Source organism: Chthoniobacter flavus Ellin428, assembly GCF_000173075.1.
Classification (GTDB): domain Bacteria; phylum Verrucomicrobiota; class Verrucomicrobiia; order Chthoniobacterales; family Chthoniobacteraceae; genus Chthoniobacter; species Chthoniobacter flavus.
Map to the genome: position 1 here is coordinate 320979 of NZ_ABVL01000003.1, position 13868 is coordinate 334846.

The window sequence follows — 13868 nt, forward strand, 5'->3', positions numbered from 1 at the left end:
GCACGTGTGGCCGCCAGCTTGTTCATCTCCCTGGTGTTATACTGCCACCAGACCAGGAGGACGATGGCGGGGATGACGATTCCGATGATTCTTTTGCGATCCATAGAAAACTAGATGTGCGAACTGCGTGCTCCGGATGACCCGCGCGGGCGGCACCGGGTCCAAACCTTCTCCACCCCACGGATGACAGCGCCCGAGCCGCTTCACGCCGAGCCAGCTCCCGCGCAAGACACCGTGCACTTCGCACGCCTCGAGAAAATACGCCGAGCAACTCGGCAAATACCGGCACCCCGCACCCGGCCCGCCCATCCAGTGAATCACCGGCGAGAGGCAAAGCTTGTAAGCGCGAAAGAGGATCCGGATCAGGAACATGCGCCGAGGATGGTACTCCGCTGGGCCAGCATGCGCCACTCCGCAGCCAGATTTTGAAATGTGGCGCCGGCAGCGGCCTGCCGGGCCACGAGAGTGAGCCACGTCCCGGCCATGATCTCCGGACGTGTCGCCCGCACGATCTCCCGCAACCGGCGGCGCACACGATTGCGCGCCACCGCTCCACCGACCCGGCGGGAGGTAATGAAACCGACGCGCACCTCCGGCGACGGCAGGTTCTTGAGAACGCTCAGGACGAAAAACTTCCCATGAAACGACTGTCCCTCGCGCCGCATCCTCTGGAACTCCGAGGCGCGCGAAAGCCGGGCGGACTTGGGAAAGCGAAGGCCGGTCATTTTGATTTCGTCTTTTCAGATCCCGGATTTCAGAAGGTGGTTGGCGCCGACCTCCTCAGTGAAGCCGCCGCCCTCCGCCGTCACCAATCAAAAATCGAAAATCGAAAATCGAAAATGCTCAGGCCTGCGTGTGGCGGGCGTAGTGTATTTCGACGCCCTTCGGGAGCAAGCGCTTGCGGCCATGCTGCCGGCGGCGCGAAAGGATGGCACGACCATTCTTGGTCTTCATGCGCGCGCGGAAGCCAAATTGACGCTTACGGGTGCGTTTCGAGGGTTGATAAGTGCGTTTCATAGGTCGTGTAGAAAATCGGGTTTACGGGAAAAGAGGGGCGAAGATTAGCGGCTGTCCGCCTTGTGTCAACCTGACAGAGAAAAATCTTTACCGGAATTCCTGCGGCCAGTGGGCATTGTAACCGGGCTCACTGAACCCGATTCGGCTACCGCGCGTCCCTTGAACTCCGTCTTGCACGACCGAATAGCAAGCGCATACTGCAAACTATGAGTCTCCAGGAACTCCAGGAAGAAATCGCCAGGCTTTCTCCCGAAGATCGCGCCAAACTGCGCGCCCATATGGATTCGCTGGATATTTTCTCCGATCCACAAGCGATGAGGGAGTGGACATTAGCCAATCGTGCCGCCGCGGCGGGCGCGGTCGTCTCACGAGACGAGGCCATTGCCAAGCTGAAGGCAGGGGGCAGGCATCTCGACTAAACGAGCGAATTCAAGATCCGGAATGCCAAATGGACGCTATTTTCTGGCCGATGGTGTCCTGACCGCACTCTTCACGCTCAGTGATCGCGATTGCCGCAACTTATTGGCTGCGTTCGATCAAATCGCGGAGAACCCTTGCGGCTTGGCCGCTGCAGCTGGCCAAGACTGGGATGGACGCTCGGTATATCTCGCTGCATATGGAAATTTCGAAATCGGCTATTTTCTCACGCCCGATTCGGGCACAGTGACGGTTACACTGTTGCGAATACTAAAGACGTAATAACTGAGCTCGCCCGAAGGCATTACTTCGGTACGCTATCCGAGTCGTTGGCAAAAACGTCCCGGCGACCGCGGCCCAGGATCAGCGTGCCACCCAGCTTCAACCAGGCCTCCCGCGCCGCCACCTCGGCCGCACTCAAGGTGCCGGGCTGCGCCCTCGCGCGCGTCAGGCTGCCATCGTAGATCACCAGCTTCTGCCGCGCGAGCCGGTCCACCCTGAGCGGCACCGCCTCGCGATCGTGTTGCTCCACCGTCAATCCCCGACGCCGCAGCAGATACTCCAGGATCGGCGCATCCCAGGCCGGATAAACGCGAATGCTCAGGATCTGCGGCGCATCCGGGTGCGGCCCCTGCGCGGCGTGGCCATTCGGAAAACTCCATGCGAATTCGCTACAGCGCGACGCTCATCCGTCATCAGCCTCGCCTCACCCGCTTCACGGCAACACCGTCCGCAGCCATTTTCGCGCCGTCGGCTCGTTATCGAAGATCTGATACGTCCCCCCGCCCTCCGCCTGGGTGGCAAACATCCGGCTCATCCCATACGACAGCGGCTCGGGTGCCACAAAGGCCCAGTGCAACGGCTTCAACCGGCTCACCTCATGGCCTAACTCGCTCATTTCGTGCCCCGAAAGTTCCCATTTCATGTCCTTGGAGAAGATCACCAAGCCCGCCACCGCCTTGGCATACGCCGGATGCGCCGCGATCGCCCGCCAACTCGCCAGGACATCCTGCTTGGTGACCCCGTCGTCGACCGTGATCTCCAGCAAGCGGCCCTTCCCCGACACATGATAGTGCATACGCTCTGGTTCGTCGGCGGAAGTGAAACGGACGCACACCCGACCCGACTTTCCGGCGTCGCCTTGCAATCTACTCTGGAGAATTCCGTCAAAATTCCCCTGCGCATCGGATCTGGAAGGAAGCACTTCGCCGCTTCCCTGTTTCACACCGGCTTTCGGCACCGACCGAGCGGTGCCCTTCAATACTCCCATACAGCCCCTTCCCGCCCAGCCGCGTAATCAGTTACAACACCGCTCCATGGGCATCCCGCGCGTCTCCTTCCCGATGGGGAAGATGTTCGAACACTCCGTGCTCACCACGGATGTCACGCGGGCCTTGCGCAGTTCCGTGGCCATGGCCATCGCCTGGATCGCCTGGCCTGTACACCGGCCACCCGGCGGCGATCCTCGTCGCCGCGCCCACGGCGCAAAATGTCGCCATGCTCGATGCCCGCGGCGATTATCGCGCCCGCTTGGGCATCCTGCTCACCCTGACCCTCGTGCTCTCCCTTTCCGCCCTGACGGGCACGATCGGCGGCAATCACGTCCTCACCGCCACCCTGCTCATGGGCGTGTTCGGTTTGCTGGCTGGCGTCTGGCGCCACTTGAGCGGCGACTACGGCCCCAATTTCGCCCTCACCTCCGGCCTCCTCTACTTTCTCGCACTGACTTCTCCCGGCGATTGGGCGCACGCCGGCACCCTCTTCCTCGCCACCGGTCTCGCCGGACTCGTCGGCATCGTCATCCAATTATCCGGCTGGTTCGTGCGGCCCCAACATCCCCTGCGTTACGCCGTCGCCGAAACCTGGGTCGCCGCCTCCGATCTCATCACCGCCATGCGCCGCGAGAACGACGATGGCCAGCCGATCGTCTCGGATATCGGCGAAAAGGAAGGCGCCCTCCGCTCCACGGTCGATCGCACGTTGCAAGCCATCACCGCCACCGCGCACCAACCCGGGCTCGCCCAACATTTCGACGACACCGCGCAACTCGCCGCCCGCGTCGCCACGCGCACCACCGCTCTCTACTCCGCACTGGAAGCCATCGAATCCCGTCCCGGCTTCGCCGCCATCTCACCCACGGTCGATTCCACCCTGCGTTCACTGGTTAATGCCCTGCGCTCTGCCGCGGTCACGATCATCACCCATCGCCCCGGACAATTCATCGCCCTGCAAGTCCGCCTGCGGCGCGCCGCCGATCTGCTGCAGGTCCTCGACGCCCGTCTCGCCGCCCTCTCTCCCGCCGATGCCGAACTCGCGCAAGTGCGGCACATGCTCGCCCAACTCACCGCGCTTTTGCCTCAAGTGCGGACCAACCTGCAGGAGACCGTCGATCACGGCGAACCGCAGGCCGGCTTTGCCCTGCGCCTGCCGGAACTCGGCGGCATGTCCATGCGCGCCCTCGGCGCGTGGCTCAATCCCTCGGCGCAACTCGATTGGACCCTCGTCCGCTACACCCTGCGCGTGACCGTCGTGCTCATGTTCGCCGTCGCCATCTACAAAGGCTTCGACATCCCGCGCGGCCACTGGATCGGCTTCACCTCGCTGGTCGTCCTGCAACCCGACTACGGCGCCACCCGCCAAAAGCTCGGCCAGCGTCTCCTCGGTACCTTCACCGGCAGCATCCTGGCCAGCCTTCTGCTCTGGCTGAAACTCCCCGTCGCCGGCGCCATCTTCGGCGCCTCGGTCATGGCCTTCTGCTTCGCTTACTTCGTCCGCCGGCGCTACTGGCTCGCCATCTTCTTCGTCACCATCATGATCGTCCTGATGGGCGAAGCCTCGAGCTCCGTGCATCTCGACCTCCCCATCGCCCGCTCGCTCTCCAACCTCGCCGGCGGCGTCCTCGCCCTCGTCGCCGCCCTGCTTTTCTGGCCGCAATGGGAGCAGGAACAATCCCCGCAAATCCTCGCCACCGCCCTGCGCACCAATCGCGCTTACCTCGAAGCCGTCGCCGCCCACTTCCGCCGCGGCGAACGCTTCATCGGCTCCGCCGTCCTCACCAAACGCGCCGCCGAACGCGCCAACAGCCAGGCCTCGGCTTCGCTACAACGCCTCGTGAGCGAACCCGCCCGCGTGCAACGCGGAGAGCAACGAAACCTCGAACGCATCGCCACCCTCACCACCTACAACCAACGCCTCACGAGAGCCATCGGCGTCCTCGCCCAGCACCTCAACCCCAACGCCGGCTCCCCGATCCCCAGCCTCGAAGCCCCCACCGAAAAGATCGCCCAACGCCTCGAGTCCCTCGCCCAGTCCTTGGAAACCGGCCAGCGCCCCGCCCCGATCCCTCCCCTCGACATTCCCACCCCCACCGGCCCCACCACCGACCACGTCCTCATCTACCGTCAGCTAAGAAAGATCATCACGGAAATCGATGCCCTTGCCCTGGCGGAGGAAACGAAACCGGACTCGCCGGAATAGGCGGTGAAGTTATTGTGCGAAATCAGTCCCACCATAGAAAGAGATAGCACCCGCGAATCACGGGTAGTGGATCGCAACCTCGGTTCCAGCCCTCCACGGTCGCTTCGCTGCGGTAGAGCCGATCAAGGGCGGGTGGGACGGTGGGGCTGGGCAGCTCGATGACAACGGAGTCGGAATAAGGACCGCCAAGCTCCATCTCCTCTTCGTCGTCGATGATTGAGTCCTGCGGGACAAAGACACGTTTGGCGCCGGCGGCGTAAAGTTGCTCCACGAAAGCCAACGCGTTCGCCGTGGAACCAAACCGGTGATGCGCGAGCGCTGAAGCGTGGCGGTTATGCTGGAGCCAGGCGCGGGCCTCAGGACCATCTTGGAACGTGATTTCCATCGTGTTGCTTCAAGAAGGATGCGAGCTCACGCCTCCAGGCTCAGCGACGTTGATTGAAATGACTGAACGCAAAGAATCATCTGGTGTGGGTCGCCAGTTTCAGCGCTTGGACGAGGAAAACGGCGGAGATAGCGGGAAGCAGGCAGGCGGCAACGAACCACTGACGAAGAGTGACACCGTAAAGGAGTCGTGGAGTCTGAGCGATAAGTAGAGCAAACACAAAAAAAAGACCGAGATACCGGTCAGGCCAACGCAGCGCCGACGATAGAGCGAGGTAGGCAAAGACCAGCCAAGCTGGAACGAAGTACGGTAAACTATGCGAAACAGGAAGCGAAGTGCGCCACCAATTTGTTGGGGGGCGAATCACAGGCTGTGACTGCGGAGCGTGTTCGCCTGCAACGCTTGGATTAGGCGCCGTTCGATCAGAATGAAATGCGTGCATGAATCTCTGCGAGTGTGGTGTCGATTGCAGCGTCGAGAACGCGCGCGTCCACTCCATGATCTGGATACTCGTCGATGTGCGCAACGCACTTGTTGGCGGCTACAAGCGCTAGCGTGATCTGCTGCGCTGAAGGAAGCGCACCAAACTCTGCTGCTGAAAACGAACGAACAGTGACGCCTGAAGGTAGACGCCGGAACGGGACGAAGGCTGGCGTAACAGTGGGTGAATGGGGCTGCGTCTCGCTGCGGCTGTCGATGCTCACGCCCAAGATAGCCCAAAGAACACGGCAGGAGATAAGGGCACCGTCCTTGAGTCCGCAGTGAACCTCGTGCGACTCTGTGCCAGTGCGGTTGCGAAACGCGCGAATTACGCCAAGCCTGTGTGGCAGGTGTGCGTCCCGAAATGTGTCCCGAGTCCACTTAGCCATTAGTATGTGGTGAGACGCCTACGACCCCAAGCTCAGCGACTGCGGAGGGACAACTACTTGGAGCATCCCGTCGTCATCATGCGCGGAATCGTTCCACCGCAGTCTTCTTGGCGCAAGCCGAATTGCTTGATGAAGTGCGGGGGCATGTCGCCCAGATAGACTTAGCTTCTCGATATCGCTCACCTCGGTCTCGTGAGTGTTTCCGCTATATTGCTGCATCCATCGGGCCGTGGTTACGCGGGGTTGTCTCGCGGAGCAGTGCGGGGTTGGATGACCCAGCCGATCTCCGGGCGAAGGGTCAAGGTGGCTTGATCCTGGGCTACGCCGACGAAGCCGCCAAGCAACTCCATCTCGAGCTCTTCCCAGAGATAGGTCCAGACAAATGGGGCCCGGGCCAGCCCGCTGGGAAAAGCTCCGGGCGATGGGTTATGATGGTAACAGAGCGGGGCATCCCATTCTCCGGCGAGGAGCCGTTGAAGTTTCTCGCCTCCCTCGATCAGCCAGGCATTTTCTTCCGTGGCGTCGCCCTGAGCGTCCTTGAAATAGGGGAAGAATGCGGCGATCCAGCCGGTGACTGCGGCGCCGCCGCTGATGCTTTGGAACTTATAAATCGACTCCCAAAAAGTGGGGCGGACCTCTCCGCGCGACGCGGCGACAAACTCCTGGAGGACGGGCTGGAGCGGGATTAACCACCACTCGAGGTCGAACGTGCTGAAAGCCTGGGCCCGCTCGGCCAGCGCCTGCCAGTCCTCCGGAGTCCCCTCGAGGGTGATGGCCGGAATGCCGCAGAGGGTCTCGAGCTCATAGTCGAAGTAACTATGCACCGCGTCGAGGAGCACGATCTCCGCGGCGAGGCGTTCGTTCGCACCGGTCGTCGAGAACCGCGGCAGGAAAAGATCGTGTGTCGTACCGATGTACTCTCGCACCTCGGCTGAGAATTCATCAATCACTCCGTCCCACAAGTTATCCGGCGAACCTTTGATGAATTCGTCCCTGCGTACCTTGATCTTGAGTTTTCCTTTGTGCTGCACGAGCTGGGGACGCAGAATTTCGGCTTGGGCGTTGACGTGGTGCGCCACGCCCTGGCAGAGAAGCAGCCAGATCATGTCGGGCGAGAGGCACAAGGGACGATGATCGGTGAAGCTATGATGGAGTGCGGCCACGACGGGATGCCCCTGGACCCCGGCGATGAGCCGATGATGATAGCGCGAACAAGCCTCGATGGCACCGGTCGAGTCCGCTTCGCGCGCTTTGACGACGGCGAGCTTCTGCCGGAGCGACTGCAGCCAATCCGCAGTCTGCTGCGGCACGTGGCCCGTGAGTCCCTCGAAGGTTCCGATTTGCTCCTCCAGGCGGTCGCGCTTACTTCGGAGCGGCGCGTGGAGCAGAAAGTCGATGGCTCGCCGATAGGGTAACTCCGGCAAGAGCTCGGTCGCCGGAGTTACTGGCGAGACCGCGAACGTGGTGGTTGGTTCATTCATGTGGCTTTGGACGGTTCTCGCCGCGAATACTGCCGAAGAGAGCTTATGTGGCCGGCACCGGGACGCTCCGCCCGGGTAGGCGAAAAATCGAGCCAAAATGCGGCTACCGCGCTCTGCCGTTTACGAGCCGGGTGAGACAGGACCGGCGGGAAGAATAGCCTCACGCACCTCCGGCGCCACGAGGATTTGGCTCCCGGCGGGGACCTCATCATCGGTGCGGTCGGTCAGCCACAGGGCGATTCTCCAGCGCTCTTCGGCGGGAACCTCCGGGTCGCGGATATTCAGGTGAGTCATGTTGATCTGCGCCGTGGCCTCCAGCTCTTGACCATCGGCTCCCGGTCCGTTCGCCTGCAGCGCATGATCAGGCGACTTTGGCCTCGGATTTCGACGGGAGTGTGAAGGCAATGACACTGAGAAGAAAGCCAAGCAATGCGACAATGCAGATCGCCTTGGGGCCTTGCAGCCCGTAGATCAGCACAAAATCCGAATCGATACCCCCCCGCACATAGGCCTGCACCGCCACCAGGGCTTTTATCACGGAGTAGAGTGTCGCGGTGACGGGGCCGGTCATGAGCAAGGCAAGATCGCGGGGAATCCGTGTTGGCTGCAAGCGGAAGCATCCTCGAATTCGCGAGATGAGAAGCCACAAGGTGCAGGTGACAGAGGCAACGATGACCAACAACCCCACCGGCCCCTCCTCTCGAAATAACTGGAACAAATTGGGTTCGAATTGCTCTTCCATATGGGTGCGCTCAGTCAACGCCCCCAAGCTCGGCGACTGCGGCGGAACGGCCGAGGCGGCGGTGTACGGGACAAGTGGAGCTCGGTCCATGGGCGAGCCAGGACTGCTGCGTTGGGGGTGCTTTGGGGAGCACAGGCATGACGGCCGGAGCAGTTTCGCAGCGCATTGCTAGGCGTTGCGGGTGTCATCGGAGCGACGTTCAACTGCATCGAAGACTCGCATCATCCTCTCGTGGTGCTCGCGCTCCATATCGGACATCGCCTGAGGGTCGCGCTCCACGGGGACAAACGATCCCCGCTCCTGGATGACCTCGATCGACACGCGGAGCAATTGTTGAAAGGTGCCGATCATCGATGCCTTCCGTTTCCCGGGTGGTTCGTGACCCGCAGCGCGGTGGTATGCCTCCCACCGAGCCAGGTATGGATCGACAAGCTTTCGCAGCTCTTCTGGTTCGGGGGCTATCGAGAGCATCCGGCGATCGTGGAGGGCAAAGAGCATCTCGATACGCACAAACAACTCTGCAATCTCTTCGTCGTCATACTCATGGGCGCGTGGATGAACCAGCAACTTGAGAATCCGTTGCGTCAATGCGGTGGAGATCTCGGCGAGAAGGTCTCCCGCGCCATCGTTGTCTAGGTTGTCGTCACCTTCTGCGCCCATTTTCGTCGGATGTCAGTTTTGCGTAGCGACGCCTAACGTAAAGTAGGCGACAGGGTGTCGCGGAAAAAAGCGGTGGGGTGTCGTATCATCCGTCCGATCACCGAGAGAGGGCCAAAGCGAAACGACACCATGGCGGATATTGCAGTCTCTGGCGACCGGCGAGACAAGTGGAAACTGCTTCGCCCTCATTCTCCCCCCCAATCCCGTCCACGATAGCGGGGCAGGCTCACCTCCTTTTCGTAACGAGGGGATGGCTGGAAATGCCCGCATCGGGGACGGGTAATTCGGCAAATTCTGCAATTTCAACAGGGCTTCCCCCCGCGGAGTGGGTAAAAGGTGCGGTCCCTCATGGCAGCAGGTCTTTCAAGTGCGGCGCGGCGCCGGGTTGAATGGCTGTGCAATCGCTCAGATCCTTCACGGGTTCATTTCGGGTTGAGGCGGTGAAGGTGACTGGGATTGCCGTATGGGTAGCGTCACCGTCCAGTGGGACTCCATGGAATACACTGGGACGATCATGGATTGGCATTGGATCATCTTCCCGGCTCGAGAGAATTTTCGGTGCGGCCGGTCATAGCAGCACGCAATTCGGCAAATTCTGCAATTTCTGCAAATTCTGCAGGGCTCCCCCCGCGAAGGCGGATCAACCTGCCGTCGCTCCTGGCAGCAGGTCTTCTGCAAATTCTGCAATTTCTGCAGGGCTCCCCCCGCGGAGCGGATCAAAGGTGCGGTCGGTCATGGCAGTAGGTCTTTCAAGTGCGGCCCGGCGCCGGGTTGAATGGGTGTGCGATCGTTCATATCCTTCACGGGTTCATTCGGGTTGAGGCGGTAAAGGGGATTGGGAACTGCCGCCTGGGAAGCGTCACCGTCCAGTGGGACTCCATGGAATACATTGGGACGATTGTGAATAGGCATTGGATCATCTTCCCGGCTCGAAAGACTGAAGGAAACCACTTCGCCCTTCCCGGGCTCATCTCACCATTTCCCGGGTTGGGGGGTATGCAGAAATTGCCACCCGCCCGCCAAGCGGCGGCATCGGGGACGGGTAATTCGGCAAATTCTGCAATTTCAACAGGGCTCCCCCCGCGGAGCGGATCAAAGGTGCGGTCGGTCATGGCAGCAGGTCTTTCAAGCGCGGCGCGTCGCGGGGTTGAATGGGGGTGCCATCGTTCTGATTCCTTTACAGGTTCATTCCGGGTTGAGGCGGTAAAGGGGATTGGGAACTGCCGCATGGGAAGCGTCACTGTCCAGTGGGACTCCATGGAATACATTGGGACGATTGTGAATAGGCATTGGATCATCTTCCCGACCCGGTAGGTCGAAGGGGACCGCTTCACTCTCCCGGACTCACTTCCCCACTCCCGGGTGGGGGGGTATGCCGAATTTGCAGAAATTGCAGAATTTCGATCTGGAAGCTGCGTCCGGCAGGCAAAAGCACGGCTATCCACTATCCACCCTCAACTATCAACTTCTTCCCCCCGCCGTGTCCAATTGTGGTCACCGAAGCCCCTCATTCATCCCACTTTAGGTCCATTCGACCATCTCCTCTGTCATACACCGGACAAATGCCTTGCCATTACGCGCGGCTTCCTTACATTTTCGCCCCTTCTTTTTAAAGCCGATGATCGATATTCAACCCAATTTCGCCGCCGTTAAGCAAGGCCTCATCCCCCTCACCCCGCAGGAGAAGATGAAGCTCGAGAAAGACGGTCTCGATGTCATTCACGACATCTATCGCTATGCGAAGACCGGGTTCGCTTCCATCAGCCCGGACGATTTCGATCGCATGAAATGGTATGGCGTTTACCGCCAGAAGCCGAAGGATTCGGGCTATTTCATGATGCGCGTGCGCGTTCCCGGCGGCCGGCTCACGGTGGCCCAGGCGGCGGCGCTCAATGAAATCACGGAGCGGTTTGCCCATGGGTTCTGCGATATCACGACGCGCACGACGATCCAGTTTCACTGGCTGCAGATCGAGGATATCCCGGCGATTTTCTCCATCCTCCACGAGGTGGGGATGAATACCAGCGGCGCTTGCGGCGACATCGGCCGCAACGTGGTGGGTTGCCCGGTGGCAGGCATCGATCCGAATGAAATCCTCGACGGCACGCCGCAGTTGCTCGAGGTGAATCACGCGATCGAGAACAACCGCGAATTTTCCAATCTGCCGCGCAAATACAAGATCAGCGTGAGCGGGTGCTGCATTCACTGCGCGCAGCCGGATATCAATTGCACGGGCGTCTTCGGCCTGAAGCGCGTGGTCAATGGCCAGGAAGAGCGCGGCTATGGCATCAAGATCGGCGGCGGCCTGAGCTCGGCGCCGAAGCTGGCCAAGATGGTGCCGGTGTTCATCAAGCCGGAACAGGTCTGGCCGGTGGTGGAAGCAGTGAGCAAGATTTTCCGCGACGACGGCTATCGCCTGAAGCGCAACAATGCGCGCTTCAAGTTCCTCGTCGAAGACTGGTGGAAGCTGGGCGGCGGCGAAAATGGCGGCGGCGAATATCTCGCTGAGAAGATCGAGGAACGCCTCGGCTTCAAGCTGGAGCGGCACACGGATTTCGAGGTGGTGAAGGATCAGGAGACCGATCACCTCGGCGTGCACAAGCAGAAGCAGGAAGGCCTCTACTGGGTGGGCGTGTGCTTCCCCGGCGGTCGCGTGCGCAACCGTGCGCTGGGCCACGTGAGCAAGCTGGCCGCGAAGTATTGCGCGCCCGGGCAGGAGCCGGTCCGCCTCACGAACAAGCAGAATTTGCTGATCGTCAACGTGCCCGAGGCGAATCTGCCGGGGCTGAAGGCGGAGCTCGACGCGCTGGGCTACGACTACCAGCCGAGCAATTTCCGCAAGGGTTGCGTGAGCTGCACGGGCATCGAGTTCTGCAATCTCGCGGTGTCGGAGACGAAGAACCGCATGCTCGAGCTCATCGGCCAGTTGGAGACGCAATCGGGCTGGTACAAGGGCAAGATCCGGATTCATTTCAGCGGCTGCCCGTCGAGCTGCGGCCAGCATCAGATCGCCGATATCGGCTTCCGCGGCGCGCGGACGAAGGTGAACGGCGAGATGGTGGATGCCTTCGACGCGTTCATCGGCGGCCGGCTCGGCCACAACCGCCGTTTCAACGATCTACTGAAGGGCAAGATCATCGCCAAGGACGTGCATCTGTTCATCGACAAGCTGCTGAAGGTCTACGAAGCGAAGAAGCAGGGCGAAGAGACGTTCGCCGACTTCACCGATCGCGTGCCGAAGGACGAGATCCTCACGGCGCTGGATTGGAAGTAAGGGCGCGGGCCTTGGCAGCGACATCGCCTCTCGAGGGCGTGTGCTTGTAGCGACGCTTTATGAGCGTCGGTGGCATGCTGTAGCAGCGCTCTATAAGCTGACCTTTGGCCCGCATCTTAGTTGGTGCCACCGAGTCAGATCTGGCGATGCAGCAGCCTGTCCCGGAGGGACAAAGGAATTTAGCCGGTGCGCAAGTCTGTGAGCTTCAAGCGAACAGGCGCAGCCACCGGATATCCATTCCTCCACGGGTCCGCCCTGAAGGGGCGGAGGAAACTCTCCCCATCGAAGGATTCCCGCGCCACCTCCGGGGCGCATCCATATGAGGGACGTGTTCCGGGGGTGTCGCTCGCAAGCTCGCTCGGTCCCCGAGGCGGAGGAAGGGAACAGAGGCGTTGGTGGGTGGGCGAGCAGGCTAAAATCCTTTGTCCCTCCGGGACAACCTGCCTCTGCACCGCAACGACTCGGACGCGTCCGCCAAGATTTGAGTCAAGATCAGGTCACAGACCACTGCCACAGGCCACCATCCCGAAGCTCGAAGCTTTTAGGGTTTCGCGGATTGCGATAGTCTCGACGCCTTATGACGCGTTCCCCTATTGCCTTCCCCCTGGCCGTCCTGACTTTGAGTCTCACCCTCGGCTTCGCACCAAACGGGTTCGCCGGCGACCCCGCGGTCGTCGCGGCGCTTCAAGCCAAAGGCGCGCAGGTGACCGAGACTGCGGGTGAAATCACCGGGCTCGCTTTCAAGGATAACAAGGGGTTGACGGACGCGGACTATCGGCAGATTCGCGGGCTCGATCACTTGAAGATGCTGGGGTGCGGCGCGGGATTGGATGACGCCGGGTTGAAGGCGCTGGCGGGATTGCCCGCGCTGGAGCAGTTGTCCACGAATGGGATGACCGCGTCGGACGAAGGCGTACGCACGCTGGCCGCCTGCAAGGCATTGCGCAGCATCGCGTTCTTTCATCCGGGCAAGAGCTTCACCGGGACCGGCCTCGCGGCGCTGGCGGCGATTCCGAATCTGGAGCGGCTCACGGTCGCTGGCTCGACGGAATTCGGCGATGACGGCCTCGCCGCGGTTGCGCAGATCGCCCATCTCAAGGAATTCCGGACCTGGCACGCGGGAGCGACGGTCGAAGGCATCCGCAAACTGCAGGCGTTGAAGGAACTCAAGTCGTTGACCATCGGCCAGCGCCTGGCCAACAAGCCGCCGGTGATGGTTTCCGACGACACGGTCGCCGCCGTCGCGGGAATGCCTTCCCTGGAAATGCTGAGTCTGCAGGAAGCGCGGTTGACCCTGCCGGCGCTCGGCAAATTGAAACAGCTCCCGAATCTCAAACGCCTGACGCTCGATGGCATCGACATCCCTGAGGCACAGATCGCCGAACTGCGGCAAGAGTTGCCGAAAGCGGACATCAAGTGGACCGCGCCCAACGAAGCCGCCCGCAAGCGCATCGACGGTCTTTTTGGCGCCCGATAGGGCGGCCAACGGGGGTGCGGGACACGATTTTTGGCGAATGTTCCACACCACCCTTTCCAGTACGGTAAA

At 61.2% G+C, this 13868-nt stretch carries 14 protein-coding genes and 1 pseudogene; 4 read left to right on the forward strand and 11 right to left on the reverse strand.

The features are described 5' to 3' along the window. Positions 1-36 precede the first annotated feature (36 nt). The 3 genes and pseudogenes from yidD to rpmH all read right to left on the reverse strand — a co-directional run. Complete coding sequence (gene yidD / locus CFE428DRAFT_RS35460) at positions 37-372, reverse strand: membrane protein insertion efficiency factor YidD (RefSeq protein ID WP_006978746.1); 336 nt, start codon at positions 370-372, stop codon at positions 37-39. After that, positions 363-725, reverse strand: a complete 363-nt coding sequence (rnpA, locus tag CFE428DRAFT_RS06825) for a ribonuclease P protein component (RefSeq protein WP_006978747.1) — start codon at positions 723-725, stop codon at positions 363-365. The genes yidD and rnpA overlap by 10 nt, the downstream gene beginning before the upstream one ends. Before the next feature lie 166 nt (positions 726-891). Then, positions 892-1017, reverse strand: a pseudogene (gene rpmH / locus CFE428DRAFT_RS06830) (50S ribosomal protein L34); the annotation flags it as partial. Positions 1018-1223: 206 nt separating this feature from the next. Between rpmH and CFE428DRAFT_RS37070 the strand changes: the two are divergent. Next, positions 1224-1436: a hypothetical protein gene (locus CFE428DRAFT_RS37070; protein WP_006978749.1), complete on the forward strand. Its 213-nt coding sequence runs from the start codon at positions 1224-1226 to the stop codon at positions 1434-1436. Positions 1437-1738: 302 nt separating this feature from the next. Here CFE428DRAFT_RS37070 and CFE428DRAFT_RS06845 read toward each other — a convergent pair whose 3' ends face one another. Then, complete coding sequence (locus CFE428DRAFT_RS06845) at positions 1739-1966, reverse strand: hypothetical protein (RefSeq protein WP_006978751.1); 228 nt, start codon at positions 1964-1966, stop codon at positions 1739-1741. Between the two features lie 183 nt (positions 1967-2149). Next, positions 2150-2512, reverse strand: coding sequence for a hypothetical protein (locus CFE428DRAFT_RS06850; RefSeq protein ID WP_131989885.1), 363 nt, complete (start codon positions 2510-2512; stop codon positions 2150-2152). A gap of 302 nt (positions 2513-2814) precedes the next feature. Here CFE428DRAFT_RS06850 and CFE428DRAFT_RS06855 point away from each other — a divergent pair, with 302 nt between their 5' ends. Next, positions 2815-4911 (forward strand): FUSC family protein, encoded by a 2097-nt coding sequence (locus tag CFE428DRAFT_RS06855; RefSeq protein WP_083805016.1) that lies wholly within the window; start codon positions 2815-2817, stop codon positions 4909-4911. Between the two features lie 22 nt (positions 4912-4933). Here the strand turns inward: CFE428DRAFT_RS06855 and CFE428DRAFT_RS06860 are convergent, their stop codons facing one another. The 6 genes from CFE428DRAFT_RS06860 to CFE428DRAFT_RS06880 form a co-directional block, all read right to left on the reverse strand. Further along, the gene (locus tag CFE428DRAFT_RS06860; protein WP_006978755.1) at positions 4934-5296 is read right to left on the reverse strand and encodes a hypothetical protein; all 363 of its coding nucleotides are present in this window, start codon (positions 5294-5296) and stop codon (positions 4934-4936) included. Positions 5297-5718: 422 nt separating this feature from the next. Beyond that, entirely contained in the window at positions 5719-6000 is a 282-nt protein-coding gene (locus tag CFE428DRAFT_RS37075) for a hypothetical protein (protein WP_131989887.1), read from the reverse strand. Between the two features lie 398 nt (positions 6001-6398). Next, positions 6399-7646 carry a DUF4419 domain-containing protein gene (locus CFE428DRAFT_RS33150; protein WP_006978759.1) on the reverse strand — a complete coding sequence of 416 codons (1248 nt, stop codon included), beginning with the start codon at positions 7644-7646 and terminating at the stop codon, positions 6399-6401. A gap of 120 nt (positions 7647-7766) precedes the next feature. After that, complete coding sequence (locus CFE428DRAFT_RS37080; RefSeq protein WP_006978760.1) at positions 7767-7940, reverse strand: hypothetical protein; 174 nt, start codon at positions 7938-7940, stop codon at positions 7767-7769. A 67-nt stretch (positions 7941-8007) separates the two neighbouring features. Next, positions 8008-8388 (reverse strand): hypothetical protein, encoded by a 381-nt coding sequence (locus tag CFE428DRAFT_RS06875; protein WP_157447446.1) that lies wholly within the window; start codon positions 8386-8388, stop codon positions 8008-8010. A gap of 168 nt (positions 8389-8556) precedes the next feature. Beyond that, positions 8557-9048, reverse strand: coding sequence for a hypothetical protein (locus tag CFE428DRAFT_RS06880; protein ID WP_042724536.1), 492 nt, complete (start codon positions 9046-9048; stop codon positions 8557-8559). Positions 9049-10666: 1618 nt separating this feature from the next. Between CFE428DRAFT_RS06880 and CFE428DRAFT_RS06885 the strand changes: the two genes are divergently transcribed. Then, positions 10667-12322, forward strand: coding sequence for a nitrite/sulfite reductase (locus CFE428DRAFT_RS06885; protein ID WP_006978765.1), 1656 nt, complete (start codon positions 10667-10669; stop codon positions 12320-12322). A 577-nt stretch (positions 12323-12899) separates the two neighbouring features. After that, positions 12900-13799, forward strand: a complete 900-nt coding sequence (locus tag CFE428DRAFT_RS06890) for a leucine-rich repeat domain-containing protein (RefSeq protein WP_006978766.1) — start codon at positions 12900-12902, stop codon at positions 13797-13799. The last annotated feature ends 69 nt before the right edge of the window (positions 13800-13868 follow it).

Bases quoted from the DNA above. Each gene is read 5' to 3' on its own strand.
- yidD (WP_006978746.1), bottom strand. From the start codon at position 372: ATGTTCCTGATCCGGATCCTCTTTCGCGCTTACAAGCTTTGCCTCTCG.
- rnpA (WP_006978747.1), bottom strand. From the start codon at position 725: ATGACCGGCCTTCGCTTTCCCAAGTCCGCCCGGCTTTCGCGCGCCTCG.
- CFE428DRAFT_RS37070 (WP_006978749.1), top strand. From the start codon at position 1,224: ATGAGTCTCCAGGAACTCCAGGAAGAAATCGCCAGGCTTTCTCCCGAA.
- CFE428DRAFT_RS06850 (WP_131989885.1), bottom strand. From the start codon at position 2,512: ATGCACTATCATGTGTCGGGGAAGGGCCGCTTGCTGGAGATCACGGTC.
- CFE428DRAFT_RS06855 (WP_083805016.1), top strand. From the start codon at position 2,815: ATGTCACGCGGGCCTTGCGCAGTTCCGTGGCCATGGCCATCGCCTGGA.
- CFE428DRAFT_RS06860 (WP_006978755.1), bottom strand. From the start codon at position 5,296: ATGGAAATCACGTTCCAAGATGGTCCTGAGGCCCGCGCCTGGCTCCAG.
- CFE428DRAFT_RS33150 (WP_006978759.1), bottom strand. From the start codon at position 7,646: ATGAATGAACCAACCACCACGTTCGCGGTCTCGCCAGTAACTCCGGCG.
- CFE428DRAFT_RS37080 (WP_006978760.1), bottom strand. From the start codon at position 7,940: ATGACTCACCTGAATATCCGCGACCCGGAGGTTCCCGCCGAAGAGCGC.
- CFE428DRAFT_RS06875 (WP_157447446.1), bottom strand. From the start codon at position 8,388: ATGGAAGAGCAATTCGAACCCAATTTGTTCCAGTTATTTCGAGAGGAG.
- CFE428DRAFT_RS06880 (WP_042724536.1), bottom strand. From the start codon at position 9,048: ATGGGCGCAGAAGGTGACGACAACCTAGACAACGATGGCGCGGGAGAC.
- CFE428DRAFT_RS06885 (WP_006978765.1), top strand. From the start codon at position 10,667: ATGATCGATATTCAACCCAATTTCGCCGCCGTTAAGCAAGGCCTCATC.
- CFE428DRAFT_RS06890 (WP_006978766.1), top strand. From the start codon at position 12,900: ATGACGCGTTCCCCTATTGCCTTCCCCCTGGCCGTCCTGACTTTGAGT.